15 protein-coding genes are annotated in these 14,860 nt (G+C 66.1%); 7 read left to right on the top strand and 8 right to left on the bottom strand.

Annotated elements, in window-relative coordinates:
* Position 1 precedes the first annotated feature (1 nt).
* Complete coding sequence (locus NU1_RS03150) at positions 2-1,609, bottom strand: peptide ABC transporter substrate-binding protein (protein WP_245719926.1); 1,608 nt, start codon at positions 1,607-1,609, stop codon at positions 2-4.
* A gap of 349 nt (positions 1,610-1,958) precedes the next feature.
* On the opposite strand from NU1_RS03150, the gene acs reads away from it, so the two are divergent.
* From acs to NU1_RS03130, 4 genes are all read left to right on the top strand, one after another.
* Positions 1,959-3,911: an acetate--CoA ligase gene (acs, locus tag NU1_RS03145; protein WP_067517163.1), complete on the top strand. Its 1,953-nt coding sequence runs from the start codon at positions 1,959-1,961 to the stop codon at positions 3,909-3,911.
* 214 nt (positions 3,912-4,125) lie between these two features.
* Positions 4,126-5,349, top strand: a complete 1,224-nt coding sequence (gene nhaA, locus NU1_RS03140; protein WP_067517242.1) for a Na+/H+ antiporter NhaA — start codon at positions 4,126-4,128, stop codon at positions 5,347-5,349.
* A gap of 57 nt (positions 5,350-5,406) precedes the next feature.
* Positions 5,407-5,919 (top strand): phage holin family protein, encoded by a 513-nt coding sequence (locus NU1_RS03135; RefSeq protein WP_067517161.1) that lies wholly within the window; start codon positions 5,407-5,409, stop codon positions 5,917-5,919.
* 23 nt (positions 5,920-5,942) lie between these two features.
* The gene (locus tag NU1_RS03130; protein WP_067517159.1) at positions 5,943-6,896 is read left to right on the top strand and encodes an alpha/beta fold hydrolase; all 954 of its coding nucleotides are present in this window, start codon (positions 5,943-5,945) and stop codon (positions 6,894-6,896) included.
* Between the two features lie 433 nt (positions 6,897-7,329).
* Here the strand turns inward: NU1_RS03130 and NU1_RS03125 are convergent, their stop codons facing one another.
* From NU1_RS03125 to nth, 4 genes are read right to left on the bottom strand one after another with little or no spacing between them, the layout of a single operon-like run.
* A complete protein-coding gene (locus NU1_RS03125; protein WP_067517157.1) occupies positions 7,330-8,523 on the bottom strand; it encodes a MarP family serine protease in 1,194 nt (397 codons plus the stop codon).
* Positions 8,520-9,260, bottom strand: a complete 741-nt coding sequence (locus tag NU1_RS03120; protein ID WP_067517155.1) for an NUDIX hydrolase — start codon at positions 9,258-9,260, stop codon at positions 8,520-8,522. Before NU1_RS03120 ends, NU1_RS03125 begins: the two co-directional genes overlap by 4 nt.
* Positions 9,257-9,925: a TlpA family protein disulfide reductase gene (locus tag NU1_RS03115; protein ID WP_245719925.1), complete on the bottom strand. Its 669-nt coding sequence runs from the start codon at positions 9,923-9,925 to the stop codon at positions 9,257-9,259. The genes NU1_RS03120 and NU1_RS03115 overlap by 4 nt, the downstream gene beginning before the upstream one ends.
* Positions 9,922-10,602, bottom strand: coding sequence for an endonuclease III (gene nth, locus NU1_RS03110; RefSeq protein ID WP_084520942.1), 681 nt, complete (start codon positions 10,600-10,602; stop codon positions 9,922-9,924). The genes NU1_RS03115 and nth overlap by 4 nt, the downstream gene beginning before the upstream one ends.
* Positions 10,603-10,885: 283 nt before the next feature.
* Here nth and NU1_RS03105 point away from each other — a divergent pair, with 283 nt between their 5' ends.
* Both NU1_RS03105 and NU1_RS03100 read left to right on the top strand, forming a co-directional pair.
* Positions 10,886-11,113, top strand: a complete 228-nt coding sequence (locus NU1_RS03105) for a hypothetical protein (RefSeq protein WP_084520941.1) — start codon at positions 10,886-10,888, stop codon at positions 11,111-11,113.
* A 230-nt stretch (positions 11,114-11,343) separates the two neighbouring features.
* Entirely contained in the window at positions 11,344-12,018 is a 675-nt protein-coding gene (locus NU1_RS03100) for a Crp/Fnr family transcriptional regulator (RefSeq protein ID WP_067517152.1), read from the top strand.
* A 108-nt stretch (positions 12,019-12,126) separates the two neighbouring features.
* Here NU1_RS03100 and NU1_RS03095 read toward each other — a convergent pair whose 3' ends face one another.
* The 3 genes from NU1_RS03095 to sp36 all read right to left on the bottom strand — a co-directional run bounded on the left by NU1_RS03095 (position 12,127) and on the right by sp36 (position 13,666).
* Positions 12,127-12,930: an MBL fold metallo-hydrolase gene (locus tag NU1_RS03095; RefSeq protein WP_067517149.1), complete on the bottom strand. Its 804-nt coding sequence runs from the start codon at positions 12,928-12,930 to the stop codon at positions 12,127-12,129.
* A 95-nt stretch (positions 12,931-13,025) separates the two neighbouring features.
* Positions 13,026-13,502, bottom strand: a complete 477-nt coding sequence (locus NU1_RS03090; protein ID WP_067517147.1) for a RidA family protein — start codon at positions 13,500-13,502, stop codon at positions 13,026-13,028.
* Positions 13,502-13,666 (bottom strand): Sp36 family protein, encoded by a 165-nt coding sequence (sp36, locus tag NU1_RS41095; protein WP_157551960.1) that lies wholly within the window; start codon positions 13,664-13,666, stop codon positions 13,502-13,504. The genes NU1_RS03090 and sp36 overlap by 1 nt, the downstream gene beginning before the upstream one ends.
* A gap of 173 nt (positions 13,667-13,839) precedes the next feature.
* Here sp36 and bagA point away from each other — a divergent pair, with 173 nt between their 5' ends.
* Positions 13,840-14,859, top strand: coding sequence for an ATPase BagA (gene bagA, locus NU1_RS03085; RefSeq protein ID WP_067517145.1), 1,020 nt, complete (start codon positions 13,840-13,842; stop codon positions 14,857-14,859).
* Position 14,860 lies beyond the last annotated feature (1 nt).

The raw sequence follows: 14,860 nt of genomic DNA, 5'->3' as shown, positions 1-14,860 counted from the left end.
GCTACTTCTCGATGTTCTCGAAGGCGAACAGCCCGTTCCAGGCGACTTCGGCATTGCTGACCTTGTCCGAAACACCGGCCGCCGCAACGTAATCGAGCACCGGAATGTCGACCAGATCCTTGATCAGCAGGGCTTGGGCCTGGGCGATGACGCGGTAGGACTCCTCCTGGGTCGGCGCGGCCAGTGCGGCGTCGAGCAGGCGGTCGAACTCGGGGCTGTTGTAGTTGACGTTATTGGTTTCGGAGTAGCTGTAGTACTGCGAGGTGAGGAACTGCAGCATGGACGGGTAGTCGCCCTGCCAGCCGTAGCGGAACGCCTTGCCGATGCTCTCCGCGTTCACCTCGTCACGAATGTTCTTGAAGGTCGGGTACGGCACGGCGATGGAGTCGATTCCGAGGGTGTTCTTGACGCTATTGGCCACCGCTTCGATCCAGGCCTGGTGGCCGCCGTCGGAGTTGTAGGCGATCTCGTAGCGACCCGACCACGGCGATATGGCGTCGGCCTGTGCCCATACCTTCTTGGCCTCGTCCGGGTTGAAGACCAGCACCTCGGAGCCGGGCAGGTCACCGTTGAAGCCGGGCAGGGTGGCCGCGGTGAAATCTCGAGCCGGAATGCGGGTGCCGTGGAAGATCTTGTCGCAGATGGATTCCCGGTCGATGGCCATGGAGATGGCGCGGCGGCGCAGCAGGCCCTCCTCCCCGGCGAAGTGCGGGACATTGGGCTGGACGCCAATGTGCTGGTTCTGCGCGGTCGGCTTGGTGATCGCGCGGTCACCGAGATCGTTCTTGTACACCGTGAGGGCGCTGTCGGGAATGGTGTCGAGGGCGTCGAGGTTGCCGGACTGCAGATCCGCGTAGGCGGTGTCGTAGGACTGGTACATCACGAACCGCAGGCCCTTGTTCTTGGCCGGGCGGCCGCCCTGGTAGTCCGGGTTGGGCACCAGTTCGATTTTGCTGTTGTGCTCCCAGGCACCGTTTCCGGCGAACATGTAGGGGCCGTTGCCGATCGGGTTCTCGCCGTAGGCCTGCATATCCTCATAGGCGACCTCGGGCAGCGGATAGTAGGGCGAGTAGCCGAGCGAGTCCTCGAAATCGATGGAGGGGGACTTCAATTCGACGGTGAAGGTGCGGTCGTCGATCACCTTCAGGCCCGACATGGTCTGCACGGTCGGGTTTTCCGCGGCCACCTCGTCGAAGCCGGCGATGCTGGAGAACACGTAGTTCTGCAGCTGGGCGTTGGTGGACAGCGCACCGTAGTTCCAGGCGTCCACAAAGGATTTGGCGGTCACCGGGCTGCCGTCGGTGAAGGTCCAGCCGGACTTCAGGGTAATCCGGTAGCTCTTGCGATCGGTGGTCTCGATGGACTCCGCCATCTCGTTGTGCGCCACACCGTCGGCGTCGTAGTACTTCAGACCGGCCCACAACCGGTCGACCACGCGGCCGCCCATATTCTCGTTGGTGTTGGTGGGTACCAACGGGTTCTGCGGTTCGGCACCGTTGACGGTGACGATATCGGCGCTGCCGCCGCCATCGGAGGAACAGGCTGTCAGGGTCAGGCTCGTGGCCAGTAGCGCGGCCGCGGCCAGCGCGGTAATCGTCTTAGTTCGCAACGCGTTTCTCCCGATTCCAGGAAGGAGCGAGCCGGCAGCGATCGCGCTGGGGTCCACCAGCGTTAACGACTGTCCGCCTTGGGTGAAACGGACATTAATCATTTGACAAGCCGCTGTCAGCGGATCGACCAGGGATGGTCCGCCATGTTTGCAATGTGGCAACACAACCGACTCATAGCGGCGTCTCCAGAAGGCAGATTGCCTAGCCGGGCCGACTCGACGCGCCCCGGCGAGTGGGACCGATGCTCCGGCCCGAACCCCACGCAGGTCACCGTCGGTTAGGGTCGAACGTGGCCGCGGTCACTCCCGCGGGGCAGATGCGAGACGGGTAGATGCGAGAGAAGAAGAGATGACCGAAACCAACGCTGACAATCTGGATACCTATCCTCCGAGCGCTGAATTCGCTGCCGCGGCCAATGCCCACGCGTCTCTCTACGAGCGGGCCGACACGGACCACGAGGGGTTCTGGGCCGAGCAGGCGCAGCGTCTGCACTGGCATGAACCCTGGTCGCGGGTGCTGGATTGGGATGACGCACCCTTCGCACGCTGGTTCGTCGGCGGCAAGCTCAATGTCGCCTACAACTGCGTGGACCGGCATGTCCTCGACGGACACGGCGATCAGGTCGCCATCCACTGGGAGGGCGAACCGGGCGACTCCCGCGACATCACCTATGCCGAACTGCTGGCCGAGGTTTCGCGCGCCGCCAACTACCTCACCGAACTCGGCCTGGTCGCCGGAGACCGGGTCGCCATCTACATGCCGATGGTGCCCGAGGCCATTGTCGCCATGCTCGCCAGCGCGCGGCTCGGACTGACCCACTCGGTGGTATTCGCCGGGTTCTCCCCCACCGCGCTGCGGCAGCGGGTCGATGACGCCGCGGCCAAACTGATCATCACCACCGATGGGCAGTGGCGGCGCGGTACCGCCGCGCCACTGAAGACGGCCGTGGACGAGGCGGTCGCCGCCGACGGCGGTGCGGCGAGCGTCGAACATGTACTCGTGGTGCGGCGCACCGGCATCGAGGTGCCGTGGACCGCGGGACGCGACCTGTGGTGGGACGAAACCGTCGGGCAGGCCTCAGCCGAGCACGAAGCCGAAGCCTTCGATGCCGAGCATCCGCTGTTCATCCTCTACACCTCCGGCACCACCGGGAAGCCGAAGGGCATTCTGCACACCAGCGGTGGCTACCTGACCCAGACCTCGTACACCCACAACTACGTGTTCGACCACAAGCCGGGCAGCGACGTGTACTGGTGCACGGCCGATATCGGCTGGGTGACCGGGCACTCCTACATCGTCTACGGACCGCTGTCGAACCGGGCCACCCAGGTCGTCTACGAGGGCACCCCGAATTTCCCCGACGAGCACCGGCACTGGCAGATCATCGAAAAGTACGGTGTCTCCATCTATTACACGGCACCCACGCTCGTGCGCACCTTCATGAAGTGGGGCCGGGAGATTCCCGAAGCCCACAAGCTGTCGAGTCTGCGGCTGCTGGGTTCGGTCGGTGAGCCGATCAATCCCGAGGCCTGGCGCTGGTACCGAGAAGTCATCGGTGGCAACAAGACACCGATTGTGGATACCTGGTGGCAGACCGAAACCGGCTCGATCATGATCTCGCCACTGCCGGGCGTCACCGCCGCCAAACCGGGTGCGGCCATGCGCCCGCTGCCGGGTATCTCCGCGAAAGTCGTCGACGAGGAGGGTAAGCCGGTCGAACTCGGGGAGACCGAGGCCAACGGTTATCTGGTCCTCGACAAGCCGTGGCCGTCCATGCTGCGCGGTATCTGGGGCGACCCGGAGCGATACCGCGACACCTACTGGGCGCGCTACGGCATGCGAGGCTGGTACTTCGCCGGCGACGGCGCGAAACTCGACAAAGACGGGGACCTGTGGGTGCTCGGCCGCGTCGATGACGTCATGAACGTCTCCGGACACCGCATCTCCACCGCCGAGGTCGAGTCGGCATTGGTCGGGCACTCCGGCGTCGCCGAGGCCGCGGTCGTCGGCGCCACCGACGCCACCACCGGTCAGGGCATCGTGGCCTTCGTCATCCTGACCGCCGAGGCCAAGGACACCGGTGACGACCTGGTCGCCGAACTCGCGGCCGAGGTGTCGCGGGAGATCAGCCCGATCGCCCGCCCGCGCGAGATCCATGTCGTACCCGAGCTGCCCAAGACCCGCTCCGGCAAGATCATGCGCCGCCTACTCCGCGACGTCGCCGAGGGCCGCGAACTCGGCGACACCTCCACCCTGGTGGACCCGAACGTTTTCGAAGCGATCCGGGCCCGCAAGGCCTGAGTGTCCGACCAAAAACTGCCCTGTGGCCCCCTGGTCACGGGGCGGTTTTGCCTTCCCACCGGTGGTGAGGTGTTCGGCACCCATGAGGCAAACCGTTAGGATTGCTCAAAAGGTGTGCCGGGAAGTCTGGTCGGCATGCGGTGTGCGCCGACCTCCTCCGGGAGTTGGATTCGCATACCGCTGCTTTGTTGAACCAGCTGAAAGGTGCACTGTGATCACACAGGTCCGATCCGAGTTGACTCGCTACTTACGGACCGAAACATTCGGTGGCGCACTCCTACTTATAGCGGCCGCGGGCGCACTCATCTGGGTCAACTCCCCGTGGGGCGCCGGTTACACCACCATGATCGATACCAAGCTGGCCATTCCGGCGCTCCATCTCGATCTCACCCTGGCCGATTGGACCAAGGACGGTCTGCTCGCCATCTTCTTCTTCGTCGCCGGTCTGGAGCTCAAACGTGAGCTGACGATCGGGGAGCTCGCCGATCGCAAGAGCGCGGCCCTGCCGATCATCGCCGCCTTGGGCGGTGTGCTCATGCCCGCTCTCATCGCCATGACCGTCGGCTGGGGCGTACCGGGTATGGATCGCGGCTGGGCCATTCCGGTGGCCACCGATATCGCGTTCGCACTGGCTGTACTGGCGCTCACCGGCTCCCGGATTCCGCCCAGCGCGCGAGTATTCCTGCTGAGCCTGGCGGTCGTCGACGACCTCATCGCCATTATTCTGATCGCCATCCTGTTCACCACCACCCTGCAGATGTTCTGGCTGCTGGCCGCCGTGCTGTGCTTCGCCGCCTGGTGGCTGGGGCAGAAGTACCGGGTGAGCACGCCGATCCTCTACGTTCCGATCGCACTGCTGGCCTGGTACGCGCTGCATGAGGCGGGTATCCATCCCACGCTGGCGGGGGTCGGGCTCGGCCTACTCACCCGGGTGCACCCCGATCCGGACGAGGATGAGCACAGCGTCCCGGCCGCCAATCTCGAACACTTCTTCCAACCCATCTCCGCGATCGTGTGCGTGCCGCTGTTCGCGCTCTTCGCCTCCGGTGTGCCACTGGACTCCAAGATCTTCTCCGAGCTGTTCACCGACCGCCTGGCCCTGTCCATCGTGCTCGGACTCCTGGTCGGCAAGACCGTGGGCATCTTCGGATTCGGCTGGGCCGCAGTGCGGCTCGGGATCGCGCACAAACCCAATGATCTCGGGTATCGGGATATGTTCGCCCTGTCGGTACTCGGCGCGATCGGCTTCACCGTTAGCCTCTTGGTGGCAGAACTCGCACTGTCGGGTCTCGGCGACGACTCCGCGGTGGAATTGGCGAAGGCGGCGGTGTTGCTCACGTCTTTGGCGGCTTCGCTGGCCGGTTCGGCGCTACTGTTGCGTCGTGGCCGGGTCCATCAGGCGATACGTGACGAGCGGGCACTGCAGGAACAGGAGTGACCGACCGGGGCAGCACCGGGCTGGGTCGATTCGCAGACACGGAGAAGGGTCGAGCAATTGAGCTTCACACAGGGCGGTAACGGGCAGGACGGGCGCCACTCCCGCACCCTCACCTCGATTCCGCTGTCCGAGGCCGACAATCGCGGGGAGAGCATCGGCGGCCTGGTCCGCGATGCCACCGAGCAGATGTCGACGCTGGTCCGGGCCGAGGTGGAACTCGCCAAGGCGGAGGTCACCGGCGAGATCAAGAAGGGGCTGCAGGGCAGTATCTTCTTCATCCTGGCCCTGGTGGTTCTGCTGTACAGCTCGTTCTTCTTTTTCTTCTTCCTGGCTGAACTGCTGGATAAGTGGATGGCGCGCTGGGGAGCGTTCCTCACCGTGTTCGGTCTGATGATCGTCGCGGTACTTGCGCTCGCTGGGCTGGGCTATCTGAAGGTGAAGAAGCTGCGCGCGCCGGAGAAGACCATCGAATCGCTCAAGGAGGCGAAGACGGTGCTGCCCAGCGGTTTCGGTGCGCCGGGCGCACATGAGGCGGGCGCGTCGCCCCAGCTCGACAAGTATCGCGGCTAGTTCTTCCAGTACGCTTCGACGGCGTGTCGTCGAACTCGCTTCCGGATCCGTCCAGCGTCCGCTATGAGGGCCCCTGGACCCATCGGGATGTACATGCCAACGGCATTCGCTTCCATGTGGTCGAGGCGGTGCCGACCCCGGGGATCGCCCCCGGGGATCCCGATGCGCCACTGGTGGTGCTACTGCACGGATTCGGCGATTTCTGGTGGTCGTGGCGGCATCAGCTGACCGGACTCACCGAGCGCGGATTCCGGGCCGTGGCGGTGGATCTGCGCGGTTACGGCGATAGCGATAAACCGCCGCGCGGCTACGACGGCTGGACCCTCGCCGGCGATGTGGCGGGCCTGATCCGCGCACTCGGGCACACCGAGGCCACGCTGGTCGGACACGCCGAGGGCGGACTGGTGTGCTGGGCAACGGCCGTCCTGCACCCGCGACTGGTCCGCTCCATCGCACTGGTCAGCTCCCCGCACCCGGTGGCCTTGAAGAGCGCCGTGCTGCGCGACGGTCGCCAGCGCAAGACCTGGCTGCCGAACTTCCTGCGCTACCAACTCCCCCGCTACCCCGAGCACCGGTTGACCACCGCCGACGGCGCGGAGATCGAGCGCCTGCTGCGGCAACGGGTGAGCGAAGGCTGGTCGCATACACCCGAATTCGCCGAGACCGCGCAGCGGATGCGAACCGCCATCCGGATTCCGGGAGCGGCGCACTGCGCGCTGGAATACCAGCGTTGGGCCTTCCGCAGCCAGTGGCGGCCGGACGGTAAGCGCTTCATGTCCGCCATGCGCGAGGCCGTGCGCATTCCGGTGCTGACGCTGCACGGCGACCGCGACCACTACATCCGCACCGGAACCGTCCTGCGCGGACACGACCTGTCGCCGAACCGGCGCATGGTGGGGATTCCGGATGCGGGGCACTTCGCGCACCAGGAGAACCCGGAGGCGGTTACCGCGGAGATCGCGAAACTCCTGGAGTAGGACAACTCTCGTGGCTCTCAGGGGCTGCGCCCCTGAAACCCCTTGGCGGATGGCGGCTCCCGCATGCCGGCAGCGCTCCTGATACCCCGGCATACCCTGCGCCCCGTCATGCCGTCATGCCGTCATGCCCGTCATGCCCGGCATGCCGTCATGCCCAGCAGCGCTCCTGGTATCCCGGCACGCTCCTGCGCCCCCGTCATCCAGGTGCGCTCTTGGCGGGGATCCACACCCGCAGCACTTCGACAACCTGTGGATTCCGGCCAAAAGCACGCCGGAATGACGAAGCTGGTACGCACGCCCGAACGAAGCTGGTGGCGATGATGGTGATTCGGGTCCCGTGCGAGGGCGGGGCCACCCCGTTATGGCCGGTCGGATTCCGGCCATAACGAGGCTCAGGTCATTGCGCAGTCGCCTAGCTCGAGTACGCAGTCGCCTAGCTCAGCACACAGTCACCCGTCGGCACAGGTGCGTTCACGTTCGGGGCCGCGTCGAGCTCCGTGCGGACCTCGTTCAGGGTGAGCACGTACCCGGTGTCCTCATCGGTGACGGCGGCGCCGAAGACCACGCCGAGGACCTGGCCGTCGGTGTCGACCAGGGGGCCGCCGGAGTTACCCGCGCGGACCAGGCCGCGGACCGTGTACACCTCGCGTTGGACATTGCCGTTGCGATAGATGTTGGGGCCCTTCAGATCCAGGGTTTCGCGGACACGCGCCGCGCTGGCGGCGTACGCGCCGCCGCCCGGATAGCCGAGCACGATGGAGTTCTCGCCCGCACCGGCCGCCTGCGGGGCCAGCGGGATCACCGGCGCGACCAGTCCGGGCACCGCGAGGACCGCGATGTCCTTGGACGGGTCGAACAGCACCACGGACGCGCTGAGCGGCCCGCGCGCGGTGTCGACGGTGACGCTGGTGGTGCCCGCCACCACGTGCGCATTGGTCATGATGCGTTCGGGCGCGACCACGAAGCCCGAACCCTCCAGGGCGCGTTGGCAACTCGGCGCTACGCCCTTGATGCGCAGCACACTGTGCTGGAGCTGCTGCGCGACCGGCAGTTGCAGCACGCTCGGATCGGGCGGTTCCACGGCCGCGACCGGCACCCGGCCGAACGGTCCGATGACATCCGGCAGCCCGGAGGTATTGAGCAGATTGGAGAACTCATTGGGCAACTGCCGCAGCCAGTCCGGCGCGAGCTTGTTGACCTCGGCGAGCACCCGCGAATTCTGTACGGCCGCCGCGATACCCGGCTGCGATGAGCTGGCCAGCGGTAGCGCCAGCAGCCACGCGGTGGCCAGCACCGCGACCATCTGCAGACCCGCGCCGACCACGCTGTCCACACTGCGCATGAACGGATCGCGCATACCGCTGCGCGCCGCCCGGCCCAGCACCATGCCCGCGATCTCACCGACGATCACCAGCGCCACAATGAGCAGCACGCCCACCAGTACGCGGCTGCGGCCCTCGCTCAGGTGAATGAGGATGTGCGGTGCGATCAGAATTCCGGCCACCGCGCCCAGCACCACGCCCAGGAAGGCGAGCGCCGACGCGACCGCGCCCTGCCGCCACCCGGAGGAGGCGGCCAGCAGCGCGATGATCACGACGCCGAGGTCGAGCCAGGCCGAAGAGGTCATAATGTCATCCCTACCGCGGCCAATGAGGCCTGCAGATCACGCACGTCGTGATAGTCCCATTCCTTTTCCCACCCCGATACCGCTAGTAGTCCGGCGAGCACGCCCGCGGTGAAACCCCACACCAGCATGCCGTCCACCGCGAACGCCGGACCCATATATCCGAGCGGATGCCGGACCACGAATCGATTGGCCGGGTCGAGCAGGTCGGCGAGCGGTACGCGCGCCACCCGGGTGGCCTCCTGCTCACTCACCACGCCGACCTCGCCGGGCGTGCGCCAATAACCGACGACCGGTGTCACATCGAATCCGGACGGCGGCACGAAGATCTTGGGTAGTAGCGACAGCGGCTGCACGCTGGCCGGATCGAGCCCGGTCTCCTCTTCGGCCTCACGCAGCGCGGTGAAGATCGGTCCGTCATCACCCGGATCGACCGCGCCGCCGGGGAACGCGACCTGCCCGCTGTGTTGGCGCAGGGTCGCGGCCCGCTGGGTGAGCAGCACGTTCGCGTCATCGGGCAGGCCGCCGAGGGTGTTGGGATCGGCCTCCTGGGCCCCGCCGAACAGCACCAGTACGGCCGCGTCGCGGGTCCGTCCGGTGGCATTGGCGACCTTGCGCACCGCCGTGCGCACGACCGTGCGCCGCAGTACCGGGTTGACGCCGGTCGGATCGGCCGGATCGTGCTCGGTCACCGCGCGCAGCCACGACGGAATCTCGTCGGTGGAAATCTCGTATCTCATGCCTTCACTCCGAGTTCGGCGTCCACGGTGGCGGCGATGTCGTCGACGCTCGTGAAGGCCCGCACCACCACCTTCGCCACCGTCGCGTCCGCGCGCAGCAGCACCGTGATCGGCAGCACCGCGGGTGCGCCGACGGCGGTCCGGATGCTGGCTTCCGCGTCCTGCACACCGGGCAGGTGCACATCGAGACCGGCGAGCCGGGCGAGCGCCTTCGCCGCCTCCGGATCACTGTGCACGGTCAGCACCGTCAGCGCGTCACCGGCCCGGTCGGAAAAGTCTTGCAGCAGCGGCAGTTCCTCGGCGCACGGCCCACACCAGTAGGCCCACAGATTGAGCAGTGCGGGCTTTCCGGCGAGCGCGGCGGCCAGATCCACGGACCGGCCGTCGGCCAGGCAGTCGACGGTAATGCCGCGCAGCGGGCTGTCGCGGGTCGTGCCGCTGTCGACATCGCCCGCGCCGCTCGGCTGCGGGCACGCGGCCAGCGCGGCAGCGGCCCGCTGCTGGTCCGAAACAGCCGGAACCGGCCGCGTTTTCGTACCTTCGGCGGTATTGCCGTCCGAGTCCTCGCCGAACACACCCCATACCGCGACACCCGACGCGACAACCACGATGACAGCCAGCAGCACCCACCGCCACCAGGTACCCGTGCGGATTTCCGCGGTCACAGCCCCACCAACTCGAGCAGATGCTCGGTCTCCGGACCCTTCACCAGGGCCGCGGCGGTGGCGGGATCGGTGGGTCCGATTCCGTAGGACGGGCAATCCTTGGCCAGTACGCACGCTCCGCACGCGGGTTTGCGGGAATGGCATACGCGACGGCCGTGGAAGATCACGCGATGCGACAGCATGGTCCAGTCCTTGCGCTCGATGAGCGCGCCGACGGCATGTTCGATCTTGACCGGATCCTCTTCGGCGGTCCATTTCCAGCGCTGCACCAGCCGCCCGAAGTGGGTGTCCACAGTGATACCGGGCACACCGAAGGCGTTGCCGAGAATGACATTGGCGGTCTTGCGACCGATCCCGGGCAACTGCACCAGTTCGGCGAGATTGTCCGGAAGTTCGCCGTCGTAGCGCTCCATGAGCGCCTGCCCCAACCCGATCAGCGAACTGGTCTTGTTGCGGTAGAAGCCGGTGGGCCGGATGTACTCCTCCAGCTCGGTCCGATCGGCTTCGGCGTAGGCGCGGGCGTCGCGATATTTCGCGAACAGCGCCGGGGTGGTCAGGTTCACCCGCACATCGGTGCATTGCGCGGAAAGGATTGTGGCGACTGCCAATTCGAGCGGTGTCGTGAAGTCGAGTTCGCAGTGCGCGCCCGGAAAGGCAACGGTGAGTTCCCGATACATCCGCCGGGCCCGCCGGACCAGGCCGGTGCGGGTCTCATTGCGGCGCGGGTTCGCCTTCAGCGGCCGTATCCGCACTCCGCTATCGGTGGATGATTGCGCCTGCGCGGCATCGCCTGCCGTGGGCACGGCGGTAGCTGCGGACCGTTTCGCGGTCGCGCCGGACTCAGAGACACGCACCCGTCCACCTTACGGAACCAGCCCGGCTCGACAACCGGGCTGCGGACCCGCCGTGTTCCATCTGAGACCTTCGCCGTGTTTACTGCTGCGTATGCAAGGACTCGCTGTGGTGCTCTTCCCAGTGGCGTTGATGCTGTTCGCGCTGGTGATGGAAAGGGTCGAGAATCGGCTCCGCAAGCTCCTCGAACCCGACGAAGAGGTCCAGCAGTACCTCGATCGAGCGACGAACGCAGAGGTCAGTGACATGACCAAGTTGGGTCTGCCGGCAGCTGCCGCGCGGACTCGCCGACGCCGTACTAGTAGTGACGCGATGGATGTCGCGCAAGCCAGCTGACCGCTGGAGTCAGTTGGGGCAATATATCCAGGCCGGTAGCAGCGGCTAACGTGAGTGTTCCGCGTGTCGCGAGTATGTGCAGTGCGTGTCGTGAAAACGGGCTCCGCGTGTCGGAGAATGAGCGCGGCACGTGGTGTCTATCACTACCCGGACATATTGCAAAGTAGACTGCACTGTCGGCCGAAGCGCTTCGGTCCAGGACAGAGCCATTTCCCATAAGGAGCACATTCGTGGACGAGGCCCTCGCCAGAGCAGGCATCTTCCAAGGCGTAGAGCCCACCGCGGTGGCCGCTCTTGCCAAACAACTTCAGCCCGTGGACTTTCCACGTGGGCATGTCATCTTCAATGAAGGTGAGCCCGGCGATCGGTTGTTCATCATCACGTCCGGCAAGGTGAAGATTGGGCGGCGGTCTCCGGACGGCCGCGAGAACCTGCTGACCATCATGGGTCCGTCGGACATGTTCGGTGAACTGTCGATCTTCGACCCGGGTCCGCGTACCTCGACGGCTACCACCGTCACCGAGGTCCGCGCGGTCACGATGGATCGCGATGCGCTGAAGTCGTGGATTGATCAGCGGCCGGAGATCGCGGAGCAGTTGCTGCGCGTCCTCGCCCGCCGCCTGCGCCGTACCAACAACAACCTGGCCGACCTCATCTTCACCGATGTTCCGGGTCGTGTGGCCAAGGCGCTGCTGCAGCTCGCACAGCGTTTCGGCACTCAGGAAGCGGGCGCGCTGCGCGTGACCCACGACCTGACCCAGGAGGAGATCGCCCAGCTGGTCGGCGCCTCCCGTGAAACCGTGAACAAGGCCCTGGCCGACTTCGCGCATCGCGGTTGGTTGCGACTGGAAGGCAAGAGCGTACTGATCTCCGACTCGGAGCGCCTCGCGCGCCGAGCTCGCTAGACCAGGGAACAGAGACTCGTAGGGACCGGGTCGCCACCTCAGGGTGACGCCCCGGTCCCTACGTGCGTCCACAGCTTGTCCGAATTGTCCGTTGTGGACCCGAGTGCCCTATCCGTGCGAACGGATATAGGCCAGCTGGGCCTGCACCGAGCTGCGCGCGGCGGGCCAGAGGCGCTTGTCGACATCGGCGTAGACCATCGCCACGATCTGTAGGGCCTTGGCGTTGGGCCCCAGCTTCACCAATGCGTCACGGACCTGTTGGAGACGTTCCTCGCGGTGTGCGAGGTAGTAGCGGATCACCGGTTCGGCGTCGCGGTGCTCCGGGCCGTGCGCGGGCAGCAGGACACGCCCGGGCGCGACCGCGATCAGATTATTCAGGGAAGCCAAATAGTCGGCGAGCGCGCCGTCGCGCGATTCCAGGACGGTGGTGCCGCTGCCGAGGACCGTGTCACCGGTCAGCAGGGCGGCATCGTCCGGGCCGTCCAGCAGGAAGCTCACCGAATCTTCGGTATGGCCGGGGGTGGCGAGGACGGTGAGGCGGATTCCAGCGGCCTCGATGACCTCACCGCCGACGAGCGCCGTACCGTCGCCGCGCAGGAATTCGGATTTCACGGCACGCACGGGGGTGCCGGTGAGCGCGACCAGACGGTCGATACCGCCGGTGTGGTCGGCGTGCTGGTGGGTGATCAGCGTGAGCGCGATCTTCCCGCCGGTCTCGCGCGCGATGGCCGCGCTGTGCTTGCGATCCTTCGGACCCGGATCGATCACCACGTACTCGGAGCTGCCGGGCGCACGCAGAATCCAGGTATTCGTACCCTGCAGGGTCATCTGACTCGGGTTGTCCGCCAAGAGGACCGAGGCGGACGGGGTGACCGCGCGCAGCTGCTCATATGCGGGGTGGGTGAGGGTCATACTTTCGTCCTAACGCACGAGGCGCGGTGAGTCCATCCTTCCACGACGTCAGCACAGGACCCACCGCGCTTGCACTGTGCGCCAACCAGTTTCGGTCAGCGAACTTCCGCGATGAGTTCCACCTCGACGGGGGTGTTCTTCGGCAGCTCGGAGACGCCGACGGCGGAGCGCGCGTGTACGCCCGCATCGCCGAACACCTCGCCCAGGAACTCCGAGGCGCCATTGATGACCTGCGGCTGCTCATTGAATCCCGGTGCGGAAGCGACGAATCCGACGACCTTCACGATCCGCACCACATTGTCGAGACCGACCAGGTCGTGCACGGCCGCCAGCGCATTGAGTGCGCACAGCTTGGCGGCTTCCTTGCCGTCCGCGGCACTGACCTCAGCGCCGACCTTGCCGACGGCACTGAGTTCACCGTTCACGAACGGCAGCTGGCCGGAGGTGTAGACGTGGTTCCCGCTGCGCGTGGCGGGAATGTAGGCGGCCACGGGCGGCGTGACCGGGGGGAGGGTCAGCCCCAGCTTCTCCAGATTCTCGGCCCAGTTGGTGGCCGAACCGTTGGCGGCCATCAGTTCTTGGGCCGCTTCAGGTAGGCCACATGCTGTTCACCGGTCGGTCCGGGCAGCACGCTGACGAGCTCCCAGCCGTCGGAACCCCACTGGTCCAGAATGGCCTTGGTCGCATGTGTCAGCAGCGGCACCGTCGCGTATTCCCACGTGGTCACTTCACTCATGGGCTGAGCGTAGATGCCCGGCCCGTGCCGGAGCACCCCCGGCCCTCCGCTATGCGCTGGCCATTTCGGGAATCCCGCCATTCCGGCAGTGGTGTACCAGACAGTACTGACTTCCCTCTGGGCAGGAATAAGGAACGAGTTATAGGCTCGCGATCGTGGGAGTACCGATCGCAGTGCCCGTATCTGCGGAGCCAGGGGTTCAATCAGGTTGGCCGCAGCGGGCCGAGAAAGCCCGCCTGCACTACGTTTCCGGGAAGGGGGGAACCGGGAAGTCGACGGTCGCGGGCGCATTGGCGCTCGCGCTGGCCGCCGGTGGTCGTCGAGTGCTGCTGGTGGAGGTGGAGGGGCGGCAGTCCATTGCCCAGCTCTTCGATCTACCGCCCTTGCCGCCCACCGAGACTCGGATCGCCACCGCCGATGGTGGCGGTGAGGTGATGGCGCTGGCCCTCGATGTGGAACATGCCTTCCTGGAATACCTGGATATGTTCTACAACCTGGGTTTCGCCGGGCGGGCCATGAATCGGGTGGGGGCCATCGAATTCGTCACCACCATCGCGCCGGGCCTGCGGGATGTGATTCTCACCGGCAAGATCAAGGAGTGCGCGGTCCGCGTCGATAAGGCGGGCAAACCGGCCTATGACGAAATCGTGATCGACGCGCCCCCGACCGGCCGAATCGCCAGCTTCCTGGATGTCACCCAGGCCATGGCGGAGATCGCCAAGGGTGGACCGATCGCCACGCAGGCCGAGGGCGTATCCAAGCTGCTGCATTCCGAGCAGACCATGATCCACCTGGTGACACTGCTGGAGGCGCTGCCGGTGCAGGAGACCGCCGACGCCATCGCCGAACTCACCGCCAACGAGCTGAATATCGGCACCGTCATCGTGAATCGCGCGGGTGAGGGCTACCTTCCGCGCGATGTGCGGGCGAAGGTCGCCCAGGGTGGCCTCGATGTCGACGCGCTGCGCGCCGGACTCGCCGAGTCCGGAATCACGCTGTCGGAGGCCGACTTCCAGGGCCTGGTCACCGAGGCCGTGGAGCATTCGATGCGACTACAGGCCCAGGACGAGAGCTCGACGGAACTGGCGGCGGTGGATATTTCCCGGATGTACCTGCCATCGCTCGACGATGGGATGGACCTGGGCGGGCTCTACGAGCTGGCCGAAGTACTGAGCGCGCAGGGAGTTCGCTGAT

Origin of the sequence: Nocardia uniformis NBRC 13702 (genome assembly GCF_001613345.1) — a bacterium.
Classification (GTDB): domain Bacteria; phylum Actinomycetota; class Actinomycetes; order Mycobacteriales; family Mycobacteriaceae; genus Nocardia; species Nocardia uniformis.
Note: the sequence above shows the minus strand (reverse complement) of the source record. Positions and strands in the feature narration are given on the sequence as shown.

Coding starts and splice junctions, on each gene's coding strand:
- acs (WP_067517163.1), top strand. CDS start 1,959: ATGACCGAAACCAACGCTGACAATCTGGATACCTATCCTCCGAGCGCT.
- NU1_RS03125 (WP_067517157.1), bottom strand. CDS start 8,523: ATGACCTCTTCGGCCTGGCTCGACCTCGGCGTCGTGATCATCGCGCTG.
- NU1_RS03120 (WP_067517155.1), bottom strand. CDS start 9,260: ATGAGATACGAGATTTCCACCGACGAGATTCCGTCGTGGCTGCGCGCG.
- nth (WP_084520942.1), bottom strand. CDS start 10,602: ATGTATCGGGAACTCACCGTTGCCTTTCCGGGCGCGCACTGCGAACTC.
- NU1_RS03095 (WP_067517149.1), bottom strand. CDS start 12,930: ATGACCCTCACCCACCCCGCATATGAGCAGCTGCGCGCGGTCACCCCG.
- NU1_RS03090 (WP_067517147.1), bottom strand. CDS start 13,502: ATGGCCGCCAACGGTTCGGCCACCAACTGGGCCGAGAATCTGGAGAAG.
- sp36 (WP_157551960.1), bottom strand. CDS start 13,666: ATGAGTGAAGTGACCACGTGGGAATACGCGACGGTGCCGCTGCTGACA.